The following is an 18,357-nucleotide window of genomic DNA, read 5'->3' as shown; positions in this document are numbered from 1 at the left end:
ACTCAGCCGGGCTGGACGATCAGCGGGGCGCCGCTGGCGGCGTCCAGCACGGCCCGGCCGCCGAGCGGCGCGTCGAGCGTGACGCTGACCGGCTTCAGCACGAGCTGCGCGGTGCAGACGCCGGTGGAGGCGATCACGGCGCCGCCGATCACCACCACGTCCGGCCGTTCCAGCACGAGCGGGGTGGGCGGGCCGTCGCAGGCGCCGACGCCGAGCACGTAGTCGATCCGGTTGCCCTCGACCGCCCGCAACTGCTGAGCGGACACCAGGCCGGCCGGGAGCGGCCGGGTGGGCACCGCGCCGCCGGGCGCCCGGCCGGTCACGCGCGGCGCGACGGCGATCCGGGCCACGGGTACGGCCAGCTCGTCCACGGTGAACAGCCAGGCGGGCACGTCGGCGCGGCCCCGGCTGGTCCACACCGGCGCGCTGCCCAGCCGTACCTCGGTCACTGTGAGCGGGACGCACGGCGTCGGCGCCGAGGTCGACACCGGGTCGTTCGGGCCGGGCCGTTCGGTCGGTGCCGGGTCGGGCGCGGCGGGGCGCCCGTCGCAGGGCGGCGGGTCGCCCTGGCGGAGCTGGGCGTACGCGTCGGCGGCGCTGACCAACGGCACCCGCAGCGTGCCGTCGGGGAACCGGATCGTGCCGTCCTTCGGCACGGCGGCCGGGATCGGGATCTGGTCCCGGTACCAGCCCGCCCCGAACGCCACTTTCGTCTCGTCGGTGAAGCCCGGGTCGCCGGTGAGCACAGTGGCGTCCTGGAGCGGCACGTACCCGTCGCGCCAGCCCGGCCCGGGCCGCCAGCCGGCGGCGACCAGCTCGGCCCGCTCGGTGAACGCGGGCCGCTGGTCCGGGCCGGTGGGCGGCGTCCGGACGGGAGCGGCGCCGGGCGTGGCGCAGGCGGAGAGGGTCAGCAACGAGATCCCGAGCAGGGCGAGCACGCGACGCATACCGGTTGGACGCCGGCCCGTCCCGGCCGGTTCCCCCGGGCTCAGTCCTCGCCGCCGAGGTCGGCCTGGTACGCCTCCCAGAGCAGGTCGGCACCGTGGCGCCGGTGCCGGTCGAGCGCGCGCAGCAGGTCCACGGTGCGGGCCCGCACCTGGGCGGCGGACGCCCCGGGCAGCCGGACCGTGTGCTGGAGCGCGGCCAGCGCCGCCAGGATCGCGGCGTGCTCGGCGACCAGCAGGCGTACGCCCCGGTGCAGCCGCGGCGCGGCGCGCACCAGGTCGGCGTAGTGGCCTCCCGGCCCTTCGGTGACGCGGACGTGTTCGGTGAAGCCCCGCCGGACCGGGTCGAGGTCGGTGAGCAGGCGCTCCCGCCAGCGCGGACCGCCGGTGGCCCGGGCGAGGGCGCGCAGGTCACCGGGAGCGGTGGGGAGCACGGAGATCGGCTGCTGGATCGGACTGGTGACCATGGGACACCTCCCGCTGCTGGGCGAACCCGTATGGCGATGGTGGACCCGGTACGCGGCGCTGTCCAGCGCTGCGACGCGCCTCATCTGCCGCATTGGCACCATCTGCCCCGGCTGGCTCAGAGGCCTCAGACGACTGTGCGCCCCGGTCCTCGTGGACCGGGGCGCACAGGCCGTGTGGTGGAGGTGCCGGGAATCGAACCCGGGTCCTTCGCCGGTTTGTCAGGGCTTCTCCGAGCGCAGCTCGCTGTGCCTCTACTCGGCCCCACCGCTCACGCGAGCAAGTTGGTGTGACGGGCCCAGTCGCTGATTGATCTCGCCGCACGGACCCCGCGACCGGGTCCGATTGGCCAGCCTTCTAGCTGATGCCGGCTAACTGGGTCGAAGGCGCTCCCAGGCCGACAGACTTGCTACTCGCCTCAGGCGGCGAGAGCGAAGTCAGCGCGATTGTTCTTGGCGCTTATTGGTTTCCGACGACCGATTCTCGAGACGACGTCGGCTTCCTCGGCTCGCTTCCCCTGTCGCTGCGTACGAAGTCGAAACCAGTCACCCCCTCGAAGCGCTGCCCCTGTCGGCAGCACACCAAGCCTAACGCCTGGCGCAACCGGATTCATCCCGAGGCCCGCCCGACGCGGGCAGCCGGACGAACCGGACGTATCACTCAGCCATGCCCTTGCCGCGCCGGCCGACCGCCCGGGCGATCTCCTTGGCGGCGTCCCGCTTGGCCAGGTCCTGGCGCTTGTCGTACGACTTCTTACCCCGGGCCAGGCCGATCTCCACCTTGGCCCAGCCGTCGGAGAAGTAGACCTGCAACGGCACCAGCGTCAGGCCGCTCTCCTTGAGCTTGCCCAGCAGCCGGTCGATCTCGATCCGGTTGAGCAGCAGCTTGCGGGTACGCCGGGGCTCGTGGTTGGTCCAGGTGCCCTGGGCGTACTCCGGAATGTGCATGGCGTGCAGGTAGATCTCGCCGTCACGCTCCTGGGCGAACGCGTCGACCAGCGACGCCCGCCCGGCCCGCAGCGACTTCACCTCGGTGCCGGTCAGCGCCATGCCCGCCTCGTACGTGTCGAGGATGGCGTAGTCGTGGCGCGCCTTCTTGTTGGAGGCGACCACCTTGCGACCCTTTTCCCGTGGCATCGGCGCCACCTCCCTCCCGGTCCGTCGCCGGCCACCGGCCGGCGAGCGAAGATCATGCTACCGGAACCACAAGGGCCCTCCCGCGCGGTTTATTCCGCGCGGGAGGGCCCTTGCCGGAGCCGGACGGGTGACTAGACCCGCAGGTAGAAGCGGAGCGTGACCCAGGCGGTGACCGCGCTGACCACGCCACCGACGGCGGCCATCAGCGGGAAGGTCAGGAAGATGTCGGACCAGGAGATCGGGGTGATCAGACCCTCCAGGGCCGCCATCGAACTGCCGGCCGCGAGCACCTTCACCGCGATCAACGCCAGCAGGCCGAGGATGGAGCCGAACAGACCGGCCACCACCGCCTCCAGCACGAACGGCGCCTGGATGAACCAGTTCGACGCGCCGACCAGCTTCATGACCGCCACTTCACGCCGCTTGCTGTACGCGGCCACCTGGATGGTGTTCGCGACGAGCAGCAGGGCGGCGACGGCCATCACCATAGCGATCGCGAGCGCGCCGTTCTGGAAGCCGCTGAGCACGCCGAAGACCTTGTCGAGCAGCTTGCTCTGGTCGACGATCGTGTCGATGCCCTCGGCGGTCTTGTACTTGTCGTAGATCGCCTTGTACTGCTCGGGATCGTTGAGCTTCACCCGGTACGACTCGGGAAGCTGGTCCGGCTTGACCGCGCTGACCAGGTCCGGGGCGTCGGCGTACATCTGCTGGAAGCGCTCGTACGCCTGGTCCTTGTTGACGTACGTCGAGTCCTTGACCAGCGGGTCCTGGTCGAGTTGCTGACCCAGCGCGTCGACCTGTTCCTTGGTGGCGTCGGTCTTCAGGAAGATCGAGACCTCGACGTTCTCGTAGTAGAGGTCCTTCATGTCGCCGACCTTCTGGTACAGAAGGCCGCTGCCGCCCAGCATGAACAGCGACACCGCCATTGTGATGATCATGGCGATGGTCATGGTGACGTTGCGCCACAGCCCGACCAGTACTTCGGACAGGACGTACTTCATCCGCATCGGGATATTCCTCCGGCTCTCCGGCGTGAGGGTTCGTCGTCAGGGTCTACGGAACGTCGTACGGCTCAGCCGTAGACGCCGCGGGCCTGGTCGCGCACGATGCGGCCGCTCTCGATCTCGATCACCCGGCGCCGCATCTGGTTCACGATGTTGGAGTCGTGCGTGACCATCACGACGGTCGTGCCGGTGCGGTTGATCCGGTCCAGCAGGCGCATGATCTCGATCGAGGTGTCCGGGTCCAGGTTTCCGGTGGGCTCGTCGGCCAGCAGGATCAGTGGCCGGTTGACGAACGCCCGGGCCACCGCCACACGCTGCTGCTCACCACCGGAGAGCTCGTGCGGGTAGCGGTGCTCCTTGCCACCGAGACCGACCAGCTCCAGCACCTCCGGCACGACCCGGCGGGCGACCGCCTTCGTCTTGCCGATCACCTCCAGCGCGAACGCCACGTTCTCGTACGCGGTGCGGTTCGGCAGCAGCCGGAAGTCCTGGAAGACGCAGCCGATGGAACGCCGGAAGTGTGGTCGCTTCCAGGAACGCATCGACGTCACGTCCTTGCCGTTGACGACGACGCGACCCTTGTTGGGCGTGACCTCGTGCAGCAGCAACTTGATGATGGTGGACTTGCCGGAGCCGGATGGACCGATGAAGAAGACGAACTCGCCCTTCTCGATCGAGACGGACACGTTGTCGAGCGAAGGCCGGGACGCCTTCGGGTACGTCTTCGTCACTTGCTCAAGCTGAATCACGGGTCGGTAGTCTACGCGGTGTAACCGCAGAGCCAAGCCCCCAGGCCCGCCGAAGCGGTGCGCGTCATCGATTTACCCGGTCAGAACGGGATCGATGACGCGCTCAGTCCGAACGTGATCACGCACCGTCAGCGCTGAGCTGCTGCTGCTTCCGCCAGCGGATTCCCGCCTCGATGAAGCTGTCCAGGTCACCGTCGAAGACCGAGGACGGATTGCCCGTCTCCTGTTCGGTACGCAGATCCTTCACCATCTGATACGGGTGCAGGACGTACGAGCGCATCTGGTCGCCCCAGGAGCTGGTGCCGCCGCTCTTCAGGCCGGCCATCTTCTCCTCCTCCTCCTGCCGCTTGCGCTCCAGCAGCCGGGCCTGGAGCACCCGCATCGCGGAGGCCTTGTTCTGCAGCTGGGACTTCTCGTTCTGGCAGGTCACCACGATGCCGGTGGGGATGTGGGTCAGCCGCACCGCCGAGTCGGTGGTGTTGACGCTCTGCCCACCCGGCCCGGACGACCGGTAGACGTCCACCCGGACCTCGTTCTCCGGGATGTCGATGTGGTCGGTCTGCTCGGTGACCGGCAGCACCTCGACGCCGGCGAAGCTGGTCTGCCGGCGGCCCTGGTTGTCGAACGGGCTGATCCGCACCAGCCGGTGCGTGCCGGACTCCACGCTGAGCGTGCCGTAGGCGTACGGCACCTTCACCGTGAAGGTGGCCGACTTCAGGCCCGCCTCCTCGGCGTACGAGGTCTCGTAGACCTCGGTCGGGTAGCCGTGCCGCTCGGCCCAGCGCAGGTACATCCGCAGCAGCATCTCGGCGAAGTCCGCGGCGTCCACGCCGCCGGCCCCGGCCCGGATCGCCACCAGCGCCTCCCGCGAGTCGTACTCGCCGGAGAGCAGCGTGCGGACCTCCATCTCCTGGATGGCCTTGGTCAGCCCGGCGATCTCCGACTCGACCTCGGTCAGCGCGCCCGGGTCGTCCTCCGCCTGGGCCAGCTCCAGCAGCACCCCGGCGTCGTCGAGCCGGGAGCGCAGGTCGCCGAGCTTGGTGATCTCGCCGTTGACGTACGACAGCTGCGACGTCACCTGCTGCGCCTTGGCCTGGTCGTCCCAGAGGTCGGGCGCGGAGGCCTCCTGCTCCAGCCGTGCCTTCTGCTCGCGCAGCTTGTCGAGGTCGAGCACGGCCTCGATGTTGCGCAGCGTGGCGTCGAGTTCCTTGAGCTGTTCGGCGTAATCGGCAGCGGTCACGACAGACAAGACTACTGCGTCGTTCCCTCAACCTGCTGCAGGTGGTCAGCCGACCGGCGCGGTCTTGAGCCAGGACAGCGCCGCTTTGTGGTAGGCGACGGCGAACTCCAGCGCGCTGGCGTCGTAGCTCTCGCCTTCCTTCTTGGCGTTCTTGACCTGCTCCCGCACCGCCGCCAGCGCCTCGGTGTGGTACTCGTTCGCCGTCGCGTAGAGGTTCTTGAGCTGGCTCGCCGAGTGCAGGTTGCCGAACGCCATCCGTAGCGCTATCGGGTTACGGATGGTGTCCTTGCCGGGATTCTCCGCCAGCCAGCGGGAGAATGTCCGTTTACCGGCAGCTGTCAGCGCGTACGGCTGACTCATGCGCGGCCCGGGCTTGCCGAGACGCACCAGACCCTTCTCGGCCAGGACCGGTAGCTCCCGGTAGACCTGACTGCGGGTCATCGACCAGTACGGCGCCAGCCGGCGCTCAGCCGCGGCCATCAACTGGCCGCCAGTCATCGGGCCGTCGTGCAGCAGGCCGAGCAAAGCTGCCGCCGTCGGGTTGACTCCGGAATCCGCCATGCCCTCTAAGCTGCCACTTTGTCGGCTCTGGCGTCCAGGATTTGCCTATTTCGGCACCCGCGGACCGGTCCGATGTGCACTGTCGGATGAGGAAGAGGGCCCGTCCCGGCCGGGACGGGCCCTCTTCGAGCGTCTCAGCCCATGTGCGGGTAGGTGTGATCGGTCGGCGGAACGAACGTCTCCTTGATCGTCCGAGGCGACATCCAGCGGACCAGGTTGTGCCAGGAGCCCGCCTTGTCGTTGGTGCCGCTGGCCCGGGCGCCGCCGAACGGCTGCTGCCCGACCACCGCGCCGGTCGGCTTGTCGTTGATGTAGAAGTTGCCGGCCGCGTACCGCATCTTCTCCGCCACCTGGTCGACCACCCGGCGGTCGGTCGCGAAGATCGACCCGGTCAGCGCGTACGGCGCGATCGACTCGGCCTGGGTGACCACCTCGTCGAAGCGGGCGTCGTCGAAGACGTGCACGCCGAGGATCGGCCCGAAGTACTCGGTGGTGAACGTCTCGTGCGCCGCGTCGGAGCACTCGAACAGCGTCGGCCGGACGAAGTAGCCGACCGAGTCGTCGGCGGTGCCGCCGGCCAGGATGCGGCAGGAGTCGTCACCCTTGATCAGCTCCAGCGCGGCGGTGTGCCGGCCGAACGCCTTGTCGTCGATCACCGCGCCGCCGAAGTTGCTGAAGTCGGTCACGTCGCCGTAGGTCAGCGAGTCCGCGGTGGCGGCGAGCCGGTCGCGCAGCCCGCCCTCCCAGATCGACCGTGGGACGTACGCGCGGGAGGCAGCCGAGCACTTCTGCCCCTGGTACTCGTAGGCGCCCCGGATCAGCGCGGTGTGCAGCGCGTCCACGTCGGCGCTGGTGTGCGCGACCACGAAGTCCTTGCCGCCGGTCTCGCCGACCAGGCGGGGGTAACCGCGGTAGCGGGCGATGTTGTCGCCGACGGTCTTCCACAGGTGCTGGAACACCTTGGTCGAGCCGGTGAAGTGGATGCCGGCCAGGTCCGGGTCGGCGAGCACCACCTCGGAGACCTCCTCGCCGCGGCCGGTGACCATGTTGATCACGCCGGGCGGCAGGCCGGCGGCCTCGAACAGGCGCATCGTGAAGTGCGCCGCGAACTGCTGCGTCGGGGACGGCTTCCAGACCACCGTGTTGCCGAGCATGGCCGGCGCGGACGGCAGGTTGCCGGCGATCGCGGTGAAGTTGAACGGGGTGATCGCGTAGACGAAGCCCTCCAGCGGCCGGTGGTCGAGGCGGTTCCAGACCCCGGGCGAGGACAGCGGCTGCTCGGCCAGGAGCCGCCGGGCGAAGTGCACGTTGAAGCGCAGGAAGTCGATCAGCTCGCACGCCGAGTCGATCTCGGCCTGCACGGCGGTCTTGGACTGGCCGAGCATGGTGGCCGCGTTGAGCGTGTCCCGCCAGGGGCCGGCCAGCAGCGCGGCGGCGCGCAGGAAGATCGCGGCCCGCTCCTCGAACGGCAGCGCGCGCCACATCGGCGCGGCGTCCTTGGCGGCCTGCACCGCGGCGCGGGCGTCGTCGTGGGTGGCGTGCCCGGTGACGCCGAGAACGTGCGCGTGGTTGTGCGGCTGCACCACGTCGATCGACGCGCCGCCGGCCATCCGCCGCTCGCCGGCGATCGTCATGGGCAGCTCGATCCGCTCGGCGGCCAGTTCGGCCAGCCGCCGCTGGAGCCGTTCCCGGTCGGCGCTGCCGGGCTCGTAGGAGTGGACCGGCTCGTTGAGCGGCTCGGGTACGGAGAACACGGCGTCCATCAACAGGCTCCTGGCGATCTCGACGGCGACGGCGAAACCGGACCCGCGGGCGCCGGCCGGGCGGCCGGACACCGGGGCGCCGCGGGGTGGGCGGCGGCGGGACCTGGCCCGATTCTGTCACGACAAGCCCTCGCCGGACGCGCCTCCCTGGCACACCGGACGGCCGGTTCATCTCCGGACCGTCGGCCCCAACCCACCCGGATCCGACGAAACATCGGATCGCGCCCCCAGTTCGTCGACGATTCGTCGGCGCTTACTCGACCTTTGATCCAGCCCACCTCGGGGTGGCGGTGTTCCGGGCCTCCGGGCGGCACCTCCCCGAGCTGGAGTCGACCAACGGCATCACACGGCCCGCCCGGCTGGCGGTTATCGGCCATTGATCCACTCCACCTCGGGGAAATGGCGGTATCCGGGCCCTCGGGATGCCACCACATCGCCGTACTGCAGTCGATCAACGCGCACACGGCACACGGCCCGCCCGAGGAGTGGTGATGCGCCGCGTACGCTGGATGACCGGTGACCTGCCCGGCCCGGCTCGGGGATCCGGCGACCGTCGAAGGGAAGACGATGAGCAACCAGCCCGGCAGCTCCACGGCCGCGGAGACGGATCAGCCCGAGACCGTCGGGCCGACCACGGGCGACGGGGCCGCCGTCGAGACGTCCTCCGTCAAGGCGTCCTCGGGAGAGGCACCGTTGGCCGAGGCACCGGCGGGAGAGGCAACGCCGGCCGAGGACGCAGCCGGACACGCTCGTGCGGACGAGGGGACTGTCACCGGCGGGCGGGCGGAGTTCGCCCCGGGCGCGCTCGTGCTCGCCCTGCTCTCGCTCGGATGGCTGGCCGCCATGCTCTGGTCGACCCGCGAGGCGATCCACTCGACCGCGGCCGGCGTCACCGCGATCAGCCTCTCCGCGTACGCGCTGCCCGGCGTCATCACCGCGGCGCCGGCCACCGGCGCCACCGTCGCCCTGGCCGCGACCAACCGGCTCGGCCGGGCCACGCTGCGGTTCCTGGCCGCCGTCGGGACCGGCCTGGTGGTCGGGCTGCTCGCCGCGGTGGCGATCAACCTGACGTACGCCGACAACGCCACCACGAACACGATCGCCGGAACCACGGCGGCAGCCGCGATCATCGGCGGCGCGATGGCGGGCGCGCGTCAGGCCCGGGTGGTGGGTGCGATCACCGCTGCGACGCTCGCCGCGCAGATCTTCGTGGTGCTGTTCAGCCGCGCCCGGGACCCGCTGTCCGACCTGTTCGGCGCCGGGGAGACCCAGCAGTCGGTGCTCGACGCCGCCAAGTGGGTCTCGCGTACCGAATCGCTGCTCGCCGGCCTGCTCGCCGGCCTCGCCGCGTACCTCTATCTGACCTGGTCCCGTCGCCGGGCGGAGCGCCGTGACGGCGTGGCGTCGCCGCTGCGCTGGCCGGCGTACCTGGTGGCCGGCGCGGGCGCGGGCCTGCTCCTGCTGCTCACCGAGGTGATCATCCGGATCGGCGGCCGCGGGCTGCTCGACCTGGCCGCCGCGCTCAGCGAGGCCGACGAGGTCGCGCAGACCGCGCTCTGCACCTCGCGGGTGGACAACGGGATCTGGGTGCTCTTCGTGGGCGCGCTGACCACGCTCATCGTGTTCGGCCGCACGCTCGGCCCCCGCCCGGTCGAGGACGAGACGGACGAGCCGGCGGCGTCCTGAGCCGCCGGCTCAGCCGGCCTCGCGCAGCAGCAGGTCCAGCTCGGTCACGTCGTACCACTCCAGTTCGTGGTCCTCGGCGCCGTCGACGGTGAACTGGGCGTCCGGGTCCCCGGCCTGGGCCTCGGCCACCACCTCGACGGCAGCGGCCACGTCCTCGACCGCCTCCGCGCCGTCGACGTGCAGCGCGGCGACCGACTTCACCGGCACCGGTCCGGCCGGCCGGACCACGCTGGACCCCAGCTCGCCGCCGACCCGTCCGACCGCCCGGGCGGGCAGGTCGGCCGAGACGACAACCCGTCGCCGGGGCGCGGCGGGGTCGCTCCGGAGCAGGAACAGCGCGTCCTGGGCGGCCCGGGTGAAGGCCACGTACTCCAGTTCCTCCTCGTCGCCCTCGGCGTACCACTCGCGCAGTTCCGGGGTGACCGCGTGCGCCGCCTCGGCGGTCAGCCCCTCCTCGCGCAGCCGGGCGAGCATGGGTACGGTCGCCGGCAGGTACACCCGGACAAGCTCGTCGGTCACCGGTCACTCCCGCATTCAGGCCACTCACCGGCGGACGCCGGCTCCGGGCGCCGATCATGCCGTACGCCAGGACCGTCATACACCCGGCATCCGCGCGGGTGAAGTCTCCCGCCGGTGTGTCAGGCGAACGGGCATGGGGCGATGTCAGCCGGTGATGGCAAACTAAGGCAAACGAAGCCAACCCCGGGAGTCACCGTGGAGTCGAGGTTCCTGCTGCTGTCCGACGTCGCCGCCGAGCTGAACGTCTCGGACTCGCAGGTCTACCACATGGTTCGCAGTGGCGAGCTGCCGGCGATCAAGATCGGCGGTCGGGGGCAGTGGCGGGTCGAGCGCTCCCGGCTGGAGGAATACATCGAGCGGAAGTACGCCGAGACGGCGGAGTGGGTACGCGGGAACCCGCTCGGTGAGCGCGACGAGGAGTGACCACCCGAGGACCGTCGGCCATTGACGCCGGTGACGCCATTCCGGGAAGATGAAGCTCTGTCGGAGGCAAACGAAGGCAAACGCAAGGATTCGAGATGGTCGACACCCGCCGTCCCCGCGCACCCCGCCCGCCGGTCCGTCTCCGGCCCGCCCCGCCACTCGACCCGCCGTGCGTCGACGAGGAGCCGCTGTGGAGTCCCGTCGGGCAGCTCACCCTCGACCTGAGCGATCCGCGCCGCGGTGCCGCCGCACGCCCCGCCGGCCGCGCCCCGGACCCGGCACCCGCCTGGCCACGCTGGACCGGCACCCCCGCGTCAGCCCTCGCGTCCGCCGCACCCGAGGGAACGCGGGCCGCACACCGGTTCGTCCGCACCTTCCTGGAGATCGTCAACGGCTTCCGGCCGCCCGGCCAGCTCCGGCCGCTCTGCGTGCCCGAGTCGGCCGGCCCGGTCGCGGCCGAGCTGACCCGAGCAGCCCGCCGGGTGACCCCGGTCCGCCGCCGTACCGCCCGGCCGACTCTGCTCCTGCGGCGTCTGCGGGTCTGCGAGCCCCGCGCGGGCGCGGTCGAGGCCACCGCCGTGTTCGCCGGCGTCGGAGGCACGAGCTGGGCCGTTGCGATACGCCTGGAACGCCGCCGAGGCACCTGGCTGTGCCTCGTCCTGGACGTCCTCTGAGCCCGGTCGTGGCCCCCCGACCTGGCTCGACCGCGCCGCGGCCACCCGCGCCTCCACCGGCGCCGATCTTGCACTTCCGTCCCGTAGACAACGGCATGAATCGGGCATGATGGGGGCCGAAACTGCAAGATCGCGGGAGAGAGCGATGGCCCTGGGGGAACCCAGGGACGGCGACGGGCCCCGGCCGGGAGGCCGGGGCCCGTCGTGGCGTTCGGGGTCAGTTGCCGCCGTTGGGCGAGCCGTGGCAGCGCTTGTACTTGCGGCCCGAGCCGCACGGGCAGGGCGCGTTACGGGACGGGCCCTCGCCGCGGTCGACCTGGCCCGGGGCGGCCCGCCGGGCGGTGCTCGCCGCGACCGCCTGGCCGCTCGCACCGGCCGGAGCCCGGCGCGGCCCGGCGGCGGCAGGGCGCTCCGACTGCTGGCCGATGCCGAGCGCCGGCGCCTGCTGCTCGGGCCGCTCGATCACCGGAGCGCCGCGACCGGCCTCGCCGTCCACGGCGGGAGCGGAGTACTGCAGGCCCTGCTGCTGTGGCGCGCGGTTGAGACCCTTCGCCCGGATCTCCACCGGCTTCTCCAGCAGCTGCACCTCCTCGGCCTCCGGCTCGGCCTCCTCGACCTGCACGTCCAGGTTGTAGAGGAAGCCGACCGTCTCCTCCTTGATGCCGTCCATCATGGTGGCGAACATGTCGAAGCCCTCGCGCTGGTACTCGATGACCGGGTCGCGCTGGGCGTACGCCCGCAGGCTGATGCCCTCCTGCAGGTAGTCCATCTCGTAGAGGTGCTCGCGCCACTTGCGGTCGATCACCTGGAGCAGGACCATCCGCTCGAGCTGGCGGACCGCCTCCTCGCCGAGGCTCTCCTCGCGCCTGTCGTACGCGGCGTGCGCGTCCTCCTTCAGGCGGGCGAGCAGGAAGTCCTGGTCGATGCCCGAGCGGGAACCGACCTCCTCCTCCAGCTCGTCGACTGTGACGCCGACCGGGTACAGCTGCTTGAGGCTGGACCACAGCTGATCGAGGTCCCAGTCCTCGGCGTAGCCGTCGCTTGTCGCGCCGACCACGTACGCGGTCACCACGTCGTCGATCATGTTGCGGACCTGGTCGGACAGGTCCTCGCCGTTGAGCACCCGCAGACGCTCGGCGTAGATCACCTGGCGCTGCTTGTTCAGCACCTCGTCGTACTTGAGGACGTTCTTGCGGATCTCGGCGTTCTGGCCCTCGATCTGGGCCTGGGCGCTCTTGATCTGCCGGGTGACCATCTTCGACTCGATGGGCACGTCCTCGGGGATGTTGAAGCGGTCCATCACGGCCTCGACCGCGCCGGCCCGGAAGCGCTTCATCAGCTCGTCCTGCAGCGACAGGTAGAAGCGGGACTCGCCCGGGTCACCCTGCCGGCCGGCGCGACCGCGCAGCTGGTTGTCGATCCGGCGGGACTCGTGCCGCTCGGTGCCCAGCACGTAGAGGCCACCGGCGGCGGCGACCTCCTCCGCCTCGACGTCGCACGCCTGCTTCCAGGTCGGGAGGATCTCCTCCATCGCCTTGGCGTACTCCTCCGGCTGCTCGACCGGGTCGAGCCCGCGCTGGCGCAGCTCGTTCGCGGCGAGGAACTCGGGGTTGCCGCCGAGCAGGATGTCCGTACCGCGGCCGGCCATGTTGGTCGCGACGGTGACCGCGCCCTTGCGCCCGGCCTGGGCGACGATCTCCGCCTCCTTGGCGTGGAACTTCGCGTTCAGCACGGAGTGCGGGATGCCGCGGCGGCGCAGCATGTGCGACAGGATCTCGGAGTTCTCCACCGAGACGGTGCCGACGAGCACCGGCTGGCCCTGCTCGTGCCGCTCGGCGATGTCCTCGACGACGGCGTTGAACTTGGCCTTCTCGGTCTTGTAGATGACGTCGGGCCGGTCGAGCCGGACCATCGGCCGGTGCGTCGGGATGGTCACGACGCCGACCTTGTAGACCTTGTTGAACTCGCCCGCCTCGGTCTGGGCGGTACCGGTCATGCCGGAGAGCTTGTCGTAGAGGCGGAAGTAGTTCTGGAGGGTGATGGTGGCCAGGGTCTGGTTCTCCTGCTTGATCTCCACCCCCTCCTTGGCCTCGATCGCCTGGTGCATGCCCTCGTTGTAGCGGCGGCCGTGCAGGATGCGGCCGGTGAACTCGTCGACGATCAGGACCTCGCCGTCGTTGACGATGTAGTCCTTGTCGCGCTTGTAGAGTTCCTTGGCCTTGATGGCGTTGTTCAGGTAGCCCACGAGCGGGGTGTTCACCGACTCGTACAGGTTGTCGATGCCGAGGCGGTCCTCCACCTTGGCCACGCCGCGCTCGGTGATCGCGATGGTGCGCTTGGCGTAGTCGACCTCGTAGTCGCCCTCGCCGTCGGTGCCGGGCTGGAGCCGGGCCACCACGGTGGCGAACTCCTGGTACCACCGGGCGGAGTGCTCGGCCGGACCGGAGATGATCAGCGGGGTACGCGCCTCGTCGATGAGGATCGAGTCGACCTCGTCGACCACGGCGAAGAAGTGGCCGCGCTGGACCAGTTCGTCCTTCGACCAGGCCATGTTGTCGCGCAGGTAGTCGAAGCCGAACTCGTTGTTGGTGCCGTAGGTGATGTCGCACTCGTAGGCCGCGCGGTGCTCGGTGGCGGGCCGGTTGGGCAGCACCACGCCGACGCGCAGGCCGAGGAACTCGTGCACCCGGCCCATCCAGGCGGCGTCGCGTTCGGCCAGGTAGTCGTTCACGGTGACCACGTGCACGCCCTTGCCGGCGAGCGCGTTCAGGTAGACCGGCATGACCGAGGTGAGCGTCTTGCCCTCACCGGTCTTCATCTCGGCGATGTTGCCGAAGTGCAGTGCCGCGCCACCCATGACCTGGACGTCGTAGGGACGCTGGCCGAGCACCCGGGAGGCCGCCTCACGGCACACCGCGAACGCCTCGGGCAGCAGGTCGTCGAGGGTCTCGCCGTCAGCGAGCCGCTCCTTGAACTGGTCGGTCATGCCGCGTAGCTCGTCGTCGCTGAGGTTGACGTAGTCGTCCTCGATCGAGTTGACGGCGGCCGCGATGGCCTTGAGCCGACGCACCATGCGCCCCTCGCCGGCGCGAAGGACCTTTTCCAGAATCGACACGGATCAACGCTCCCCTAGACGGTCTCGAACCATCGTAGGCGCTCGGAGGCGACGATGGTCACTGGTGGCGGCGGTCCGGGCTCCGGAACCCGACATAACGCCGCGACCGTGCGCCACCGGCCGCTAATCGGGTTACGCCGTGCGCGAACGATCCGGCACGATGGCTCGGATGGAGCCTGTGGAGATCATCGAGGACGGCCTGCTGCTGCGCCCCTGGCGTGCGGAGGACGCCGACGCGGTGCACCGTGCCTGCCAGGATCCGGACATCCAGCGCTGGACCACCGTACCTCGCCCGTACCTGCCGGAGCACGCCGCCGAGTTCGTGACCACGTTCAGCGCGACCGCCTGGGCCGAGGGCGCGGGCGCACCGTTCGCGGTCTGCGACGCCGGCACCGGGGAGCTGCTCGCCTCGTGCGGCCTGGTCTCCGTGGACCGCGAGCTGGACTCGGCCGAGGTCGGCTACTGGACCGCGCCGTGGGCCCGGGGCCGGGGCGTCGCGGTCCGCGCCACCCGCGCGGTCGCCCGCTGGGCGTTCGACGCGCTCAAGCTGCGCCGGCTCACCTGGCAGGCCGAGATCGGCAACCACGCCTCCCGGCTGGTCGCGCTGCGCGCCGGCTTCCGCGTCGAGGGTGAACTGCGGCTGGCCCACCCCAGCCCCGGCGGCCGTCCGGAGGGCTGGATCGGCTCCCTGTTCCCGGCCGAGCTGGCCGCGCCCGGCGACCCGGTCCCCTACGGGCCGGACACGCTGCAGGCCCGCCGCGCGGCGGTCTTCGGCCGCCCGCAGCCGGTCCTGTTCGCCACCGCCGGGGACACCGAGCTGCGGCTGCGCGCGCTGGAGGAGCGCGACCTGCCCGCGGTGACCCGCACCTGCCAGGACGAGCAGACGATCCGCTGGACCACGGTGCCGCACCCGTACCGGCCGGAGCACGCCGAGGGCTTCCTGCGCGACCTGGTCCGCCCGGCCTGGGCCCGGGGCACCGCCGCGACGTTCGCCGTGGCCGACCCGGACGACAGCTACGTCGCCTCGATCGACCTGCGCATCCTCCCCAACGACCCGCTGGTGGCCGACGTGGGCTACATGACCGCGCCGCACGCACGCGGCCGGGGTTACCTGCCGGCCGCGCTCACCGCCGTGTGCGCCTGGGGCTTCACCACGCTCGGCCTGGCCCGGATCGAGTGGCGGGCCAACGTGGGCAACACCGCCTCGCGGCGGGCCGCCGAGAAGGCCGGCTTCACCGTCGAGGGCACGCTGCGCGGCGGCGTCCAGCACCGCGGCGAGCGCCAGGACGCGTGGATCGGCGCGCTGCTGCCGGAGGACCTGGTGTGACGCCGGAGACGATCGAGGGGTACGGCCTACGGCTGCGGCCGTGCCACCTCGCGGACGTGCCGGACATGGTGGCCGGGTGCGCCGACCCGGAGACCCGCCGGTTCATGCCCCTGCTGCCCGATCCCTACGACTCCGACGCCGCCCGCTGGTGGATCACCGAGGGCTCGCCGGCGGCGTGGGCGGCGGGTGGGGCCGCGTACACGATCGCCGACCCGGCCACCGACCGGCTCCTCGGCAGCATCGGTCTGAGCCGGCTCAGCGCGGAGCGGGCGAGCTACGAGATCGGTTACTGGGTGGGTCCCGCGGCGCGCGGCCGGGGCGTGGCGAGCGCCGCCACCCGGCTGCTGACCGAGCGTGCGTTCACCGCCGGGGCGGCCCGGCTGGAACTGCTCACCCGCGTCGACAACGTGCCGAGCCAGCGCATCGCCCTGGCCTGCGGCTACCGGCACGAGGGCGTACGCCGGGCGGCGGGCGCGAGCGCGGGCGGCGTACGCGAGGATCTGATCGCCTGGGTGCGGCTGGCCGACGATCCGCCGGGACCGGTCGCCCGTCTGCTGCCGGACCTGCCCGGCGGCCGGCTCACCGACGGCGTGGTGACGCTGCGCCCGGTGGGGCCGGCGGACACCGGCGTGCTGCACCGGCTGCACTCGCTGCCGGAGGTGGTGGCGAACCGGGTGCCGCCGGTGGCGCCGGAGCGGGCCGCGATCGCGCGGCGCTGCCGGCTGGCGGCGAGCCGCTGGCTGGCCGGCGAGGCTGCCGACCTGGCGATCGTCGACGCGGTGACCGGCGCTGTCGTCGGCGGGTGCGCGCTGTTCTACGACGAGCCCGCCACCGGCCAGGCGATGATCGGCTACAGCCTGCTGCCGGAGGCGCGCGGGCGCGGGCTGGCCGCGCGTACGGTCCGGCTGGTCGCCGGGTGGGCGTTCGGCATCGGGGTGGCCCGGCTCTGGGCCGGCACCCGGCCGGACAACGTGGCCTCGCAGCGCGTGCTGGAACGGGCCGGCTTCCGGCGGGAAGGGCTGCTGCGCGGGCGGCTGCCCGGCCCGGACGGTGCCCGGGTCGACTCGGTGGTCTACGGCCGGCTCGCCACCGACGAGAACTGAGACGGGCCCCCGCGCGTGCGGGGGCCCGTCTCACCGGTCAAGGGGTCACGTGTCGAGCTGGATGATCCCGTAGTCGTACGCGTGCCGCCGGTAGACCACGCTCGGGCGGCCGGACTCCTTGTCCTGGAACAGGTAGAAGTCGTGGCCGACCAGTTCCATCTGGAACAGCGCGTCGTCGACGGTCATCGGATCGGCGGGGTGGACCTTCGCCCGGGCGATGTGCCACGGCTGGTCGTCGGGTTCGACGTAACCGTCCTCGTCGGGACGTTCGGCGACGGCGGTGGCGGCGCCGTGGCCGTCGCGCGCCGCCAGGCCGGGCCCGTCGAGTTCGGCCACCGGCAGTCCGGCGGTCGCGGCGGCCACTGAGATCGGCGCGTGCCGCCCCCGGTGCACCCGGCGGCGGTCCGCCGCGCGGCGGAAGCGGGTGTCCAACTTGGCGATTGCGGCGTCGAGCGCGCTGTAGAAGTCGCTCGTGCAGGCCTCGGCCCGGATCACCGGGCCGCGCGTGACACAGGTGATCTCCACTCGCTGGCAGTGGTCCGCCTGGCGTGGATTGCGCTCGTGGAACAACTCGACGTCCACGCGAATGAGCTTCTGGTCGTAGCGTTCGATCTTCGCGAGCTTCTCGGCTACGTGCACCCGGTAATGGTCCGGCACTTCGACGTTACGGCCCTTGACCACGATGTCCACGTGACCTCCCTTGTTCGGACGGTCGTTCGGTCCGGAGAATCCGGTCGACCCGCCCGGGAGGGCCCCGCTCGGCGTCGACCGGTGGTGTTCGGCTACGCCTCCTTCCAGCGCCGGGGGAAGGTTGGCATCCTCTCTACCCCCGACACCGAAACGCTAACTCCTGTACCGCCAACCGTCACCCCTGGTTGCCGAAAGGGGTTGCGGAATTTAACACCTCATACACCATGGGGTGAAACGGATACACGAAGCGTCACCGAACGTGCCGCTTTTGCGTTGCGGCGAGCACGGCCGCGGCCTTTGGCGTCATTCCCGCGCGGTGCAACATCCGGCTCACCGCCGCGAGCGTCGCGCCGGTGGTGACGATGTCGTCCAGCAGCACCACGGTCCCGGCCGGGCGGTGTCCGGTCACGGGGCGGCGCAACCGGAACGCCGCCTCGGCCGCGGTGGCCCGTCCGGCGCTGTCCAGCGTCACCGAGTCGGGCCGGGACAGTGCCCGCAGCGGTCGCAGCACGCGTACCGGCCAGCCGGCCGCGCGCAGCCGGGACGCCGCCGGGCGGACCAGCCGGTCCAGGTGGTCGCCGTAGCGGGCCCGGGCGGCGCGGGCCGTGTCCGGCACCGCCACCAGCGTCACCGGGCCGGGCGGCCCCACCGCCTCGGCGACCACCTCCGCCAACAGCGCGCCGAGCGGCCGGGCCAGCCCGTGCCGGCCCCGTTCCTTGTACGCGAGCAGCGCCTCGCGCAGCGCCCCGCCGTACGGGCCGAGCGCGACACAGGGCGGCAGGCCGGGCGGGGCCGGATCGGGCCGGGTGGGCGCGGGGCGCAGCGACTCCAGTTCGCGTACGCAGCCGGGGCAGAAGCCCTGCCGCAGCCGCGCCGCGCCCCCGCCGCAGCCGGCGCACCCGGCGGGCAGCACCAGGTCGGTCAGGTCCGACCAGAGCCCGCCCAGGTCACGCACGGC

The 18,357-nt window shown here is 71.5% G+C and carries 17 protein-coding genes and 1 other RNA gene; 5 read left to right on the top strand and 13 right to left on the bottom strand.

Annotated features, from left to right (window positions below):
* Window positions 1–2: 2 nt before the first annotated feature.
* The 9 genes from BAW75_RS08475 to pruA form a co-directional block, all read right to left on the bottom strand.
* Entirely contained in the window at window positions 3–947 is a 945-nt protein-coding gene (locus BAW75_RS08475) for a hypothetical protein (protein ID WP_104113195.1), read from the bottom strand.
* Window positions 948–988: 41 nt separating this feature from the next.
* Window positions 989–1,411: a hypothetical protein gene (locus BAW75_RS08470; RefSeq protein ID WP_043326371.1), complete on the bottom strand. Its 423-nt coding sequence runs from the start codon at window positions 1,409–1,411 to the stop codon at window positions 989–991.
* Between the two features lie 175 nt (window positions 1,412–1,586).
* Window positions 1,587–1,962: a transfer-messenger RNA gene (gene ssrA, locus BAW75_RS08465) on the bottom strand.
* Window positions 1,963–2,065: 103 nt separating this feature from the next.
* Complete coding sequence (gene smpB, locus BAW75_RS08460) at window positions 2,066–2,545, bottom strand: SsrA-binding protein SmpB (RefSeq protein WP_030501421.1); 480 nt, start codon at window positions 2,543–2,545, stop codon at window positions 2,066–2,068.
* 131 nt (window positions 2,546–2,676) lie between these two features.
* Window positions 2,677–3,552, bottom strand: coding sequence for a permease-like cell division protein FtsX (ftsX, locus tag BAW75_RS08455; RefSeq protein ID WP_030501420.1), 876 nt, complete (start codon window positions 3,550–3,552; stop codon window positions 2,677–2,679).
* Window positions 3,553–3,617: 65 nt separating this feature from the next.
* Window positions 3,618–4,298: a cell division ATP-binding protein FtsE gene (ftsE, locus tag BAW75_RS08450; protein ID WP_013284225.1), complete on the bottom strand. Its 681-nt coding sequence runs from the start codon at window positions 4,296–4,298 to the stop codon at window positions 3,618–3,620.
* A gap of 118 nt (window positions 4,299–4,416) precedes the next feature.
* The gene (prfB, locus tag BAW75_RS08445; protein WP_043326373.1) at window positions 4,417–5,538 is read right to left on the bottom strand and encodes a peptide chain release factor 2; all 1,122 of its coding nucleotides are present in this window, start codon (window positions 5,536–5,538) and stop codon (window positions 4,417–4,419) included.
* Between the two features lie 45 nt (window positions 5,539–5,583).
* Window positions 5,584–6,099, bottom strand: a complete 516-nt coding sequence (locus BAW75_RS08440; RefSeq protein WP_043326375.1) for a PadR family transcriptional regulator — start codon at window positions 6,097–6,099, stop codon at window positions 5,584–5,586.
* A gap of 134 nt (window positions 6,100–6,233) precedes the next feature.
* A complete protein-coding gene (pruA, locus tag BAW75_RS08435) occupies window positions 6,234–7,862 on the bottom strand; it encodes an L-glutamate gamma-semialdehyde dehydrogenase (RefSeq protein WP_104113212.1) in 1,629 nt (542 codons plus the stop codon).
* A 567-nt stretch (window positions 7,863–8,429) separates the two neighbouring features.
* Between pruA and BAW75_RS08430 the strand changes: the two genes are divergently transcribed.
* Complete coding sequence (locus BAW75_RS08430) at window positions 8,430–9,548, top strand: hypothetical protein (protein WP_104113211.1); 1,119 nt, start codon at window positions 8,430–8,432, stop codon at window positions 9,546–9,548.
* Window positions 9,549–9,557: 9 nt separating this feature from the next.
* On the opposite strand, the gene BAW75_RS08425 is transcribed toward BAW75_RS08430, so the two are convergent.
* Entirely contained in the window at window positions 9,558–10,067 is a 510-nt protein-coding gene (locus tag BAW75_RS08425; RefSeq protein WP_043326377.1) for a DUF6912 family protein, read from the bottom strand.
* A 195-nt stretch (window positions 10,068–10,262) separates the two neighbouring features.
* Here BAW75_RS08425 and BAW75_RS08420 point away from each other — a divergent pair, with 195 nt between their 5' ends.
* Window positions 10,263–10,490 carry a helix-turn-helix domain-containing protein gene (locus BAW75_RS08420; RefSeq protein WP_030501414.1) on the top strand — a complete coding sequence of 76 codons (228 nt, stop codon included), beginning with the start codon at window positions 10,263–10,265 and terminating at the stop codon, window positions 10,488–10,490.
* 95 nt (window positions 10,491–10,585) lie between these two features.
* Window positions 10,586–11,164, top strand: coding sequence for an Rv3235 family protein (locus BAW75_RS08415; protein ID WP_043326379.1), 579 nt, complete (start codon window positions 10,586–10,588; stop codon window positions 11,162–11,164).
* 217 nt (window positions 11,165–11,381) lie between these two features.
* Here the strand turns inward: BAW75_RS08415 and secA are convergent, their stop codons facing one another.
* Entirely contained in the window at window positions 11,382–14,279 is a 2,898-nt protein-coding gene (secA, locus tag BAW75_RS08410; protein WP_104113194.1) for a preprotein translocase subunit SecA, read from the bottom strand.
* A 169-nt stretch (window positions 14,280–14,448) separates the two neighbouring features.
* Here secA and BAW75_RS08405 point away from each other — a divergent pair, with 169 nt between their 5' ends.
* Both BAW75_RS08405 and BAW75_RS08400 read left to right on the top strand, forming a co-directional pair.
* Window positions 14,449–15,606, top strand: coding sequence for a GNAT family N-acetyltransferase (locus BAW75_RS08405; protein WP_104113193.1), 1,158 nt, complete (start codon window positions 14,449–14,451; stop codon window positions 15,604–15,606).
* Window positions 15,603–16,709 (top strand): GNAT family N-acetyltransferase, encoded by a 1,107-nt coding sequence (locus BAW75_RS08400; RefSeq protein WP_104113192.1) that lies wholly within the window; start codon window positions 15,603–15,605, stop codon window positions 16,707–16,709. Before BAW75_RS08405 ends, BAW75_RS08400 begins: the two co-directional genes overlap by 4 nt.
* A gap of 45 nt (window positions 16,710–16,754) precedes the next feature.
* Here BAW75_RS08400 and hpf read toward each other — a convergent pair whose 3' ends face one another.
* The gene (hpf, locus tag BAW75_RS08395; RefSeq protein WP_064447737.1) at window positions 16,755–17,399 is read right to left on the bottom strand and encodes a ribosome hibernation-promoting factor, HPF/YfiA family; all 645 of its coding nucleotides are present in this window, start codon (window positions 17,397–17,399) and stop codon (window positions 16,755–16,757) included.
* Window positions 17,400–17,649: 250 nt separating this feature from the next.
* Window positions 17,650–18,354 (bottom strand): ComF family protein, encoded by a 705-nt coding sequence (locus BAW75_RS08390; RefSeq protein WP_043326388.1) that lies wholly within the window; start codon window positions 18,352–18,354, stop codon window positions 17,650–17,652.
* Window positions 18,355–18,357 lie beyond the last annotated feature (3 nt).

The sequence above is a fragment of the Micromonospora chalcea genome, assembly GCF_002926165.1.
Classification (GTDB): domain Bacteria; phylum Actinomycetota; class Actinomycetes; order Mycobacteriales; family Micromonosporaceae; genus Micromonospora; species Micromonospora chalcea.
Note: the sequence above shows the minus strand (reverse complement) of the source record. Positions and strands in the feature narration are given on the sequence as shown.

Excerpts from the sequence above, each read along its gene's own strand:
- BAW75_RS08475 (WP_104113195.1), bottom strand. The coding sequence starts at position 947 with ATGCGTCGCGTGCTCGCCCTGCTCGGGATCTCGTTGCTGACCCTCTCC.
- BAW75_RS08470 (WP_043326371.1), bottom strand. The coding sequence starts at position 1,411 with ATGGTCACCAGTCCGATCCAGCAGCCGATCTCCGTGCTCCCCACCGCT.
- smpB (WP_030501421.1), bottom strand. The coding sequence starts at position 2,545 with ATGCCACGGGAAAAGGGTCGCAAGGTGGTCGCCTCCAACAAGAAGGCG.
- ftsX (WP_030501420.1), bottom strand. The coding sequence starts at position 3,552 with ATGCGGATGAAGTACGTCCTGTCCGAAGTACTGGTCGGGCTGTGGCGC.
- BAW75_RS08440 (WP_043326375.1), bottom strand. The coding sequence starts at position 6,099 with ATGGCGGATTCCGGAGTCAACCCGACGGCGGCAGCTTTGCTCGGCCTG.
- pruA (WP_104113212.1), bottom strand. The coding sequence starts at position 7,862 with ATGGACGCCGTGTTCTCCGTACCCGAGCCGCTCAACGAGCCGGTCCAC.
- BAW75_RS08430 (WP_104113211.1), top strand. The coding sequence starts at position 8,430 with ATGAGCAACCAGCCCGGCAGCTCCACGGCCGCGGAGACGGATCAGCCC.
- BAW75_RS08415 (WP_043326379.1), top strand. The coding sequence starts at position 10,586 with ATGGTCGACACCCGCCGTCCCCGCGCACCCCGCCCGCCGGTCCGTCTC.
- BAW75_RS08405 (WP_104113193.1), top strand. The coding sequence starts at position 14,449 with ATGGAGCCTGTGGAGATCATCGAGGACGGCCTGCTGCTGCGCCCCTGG.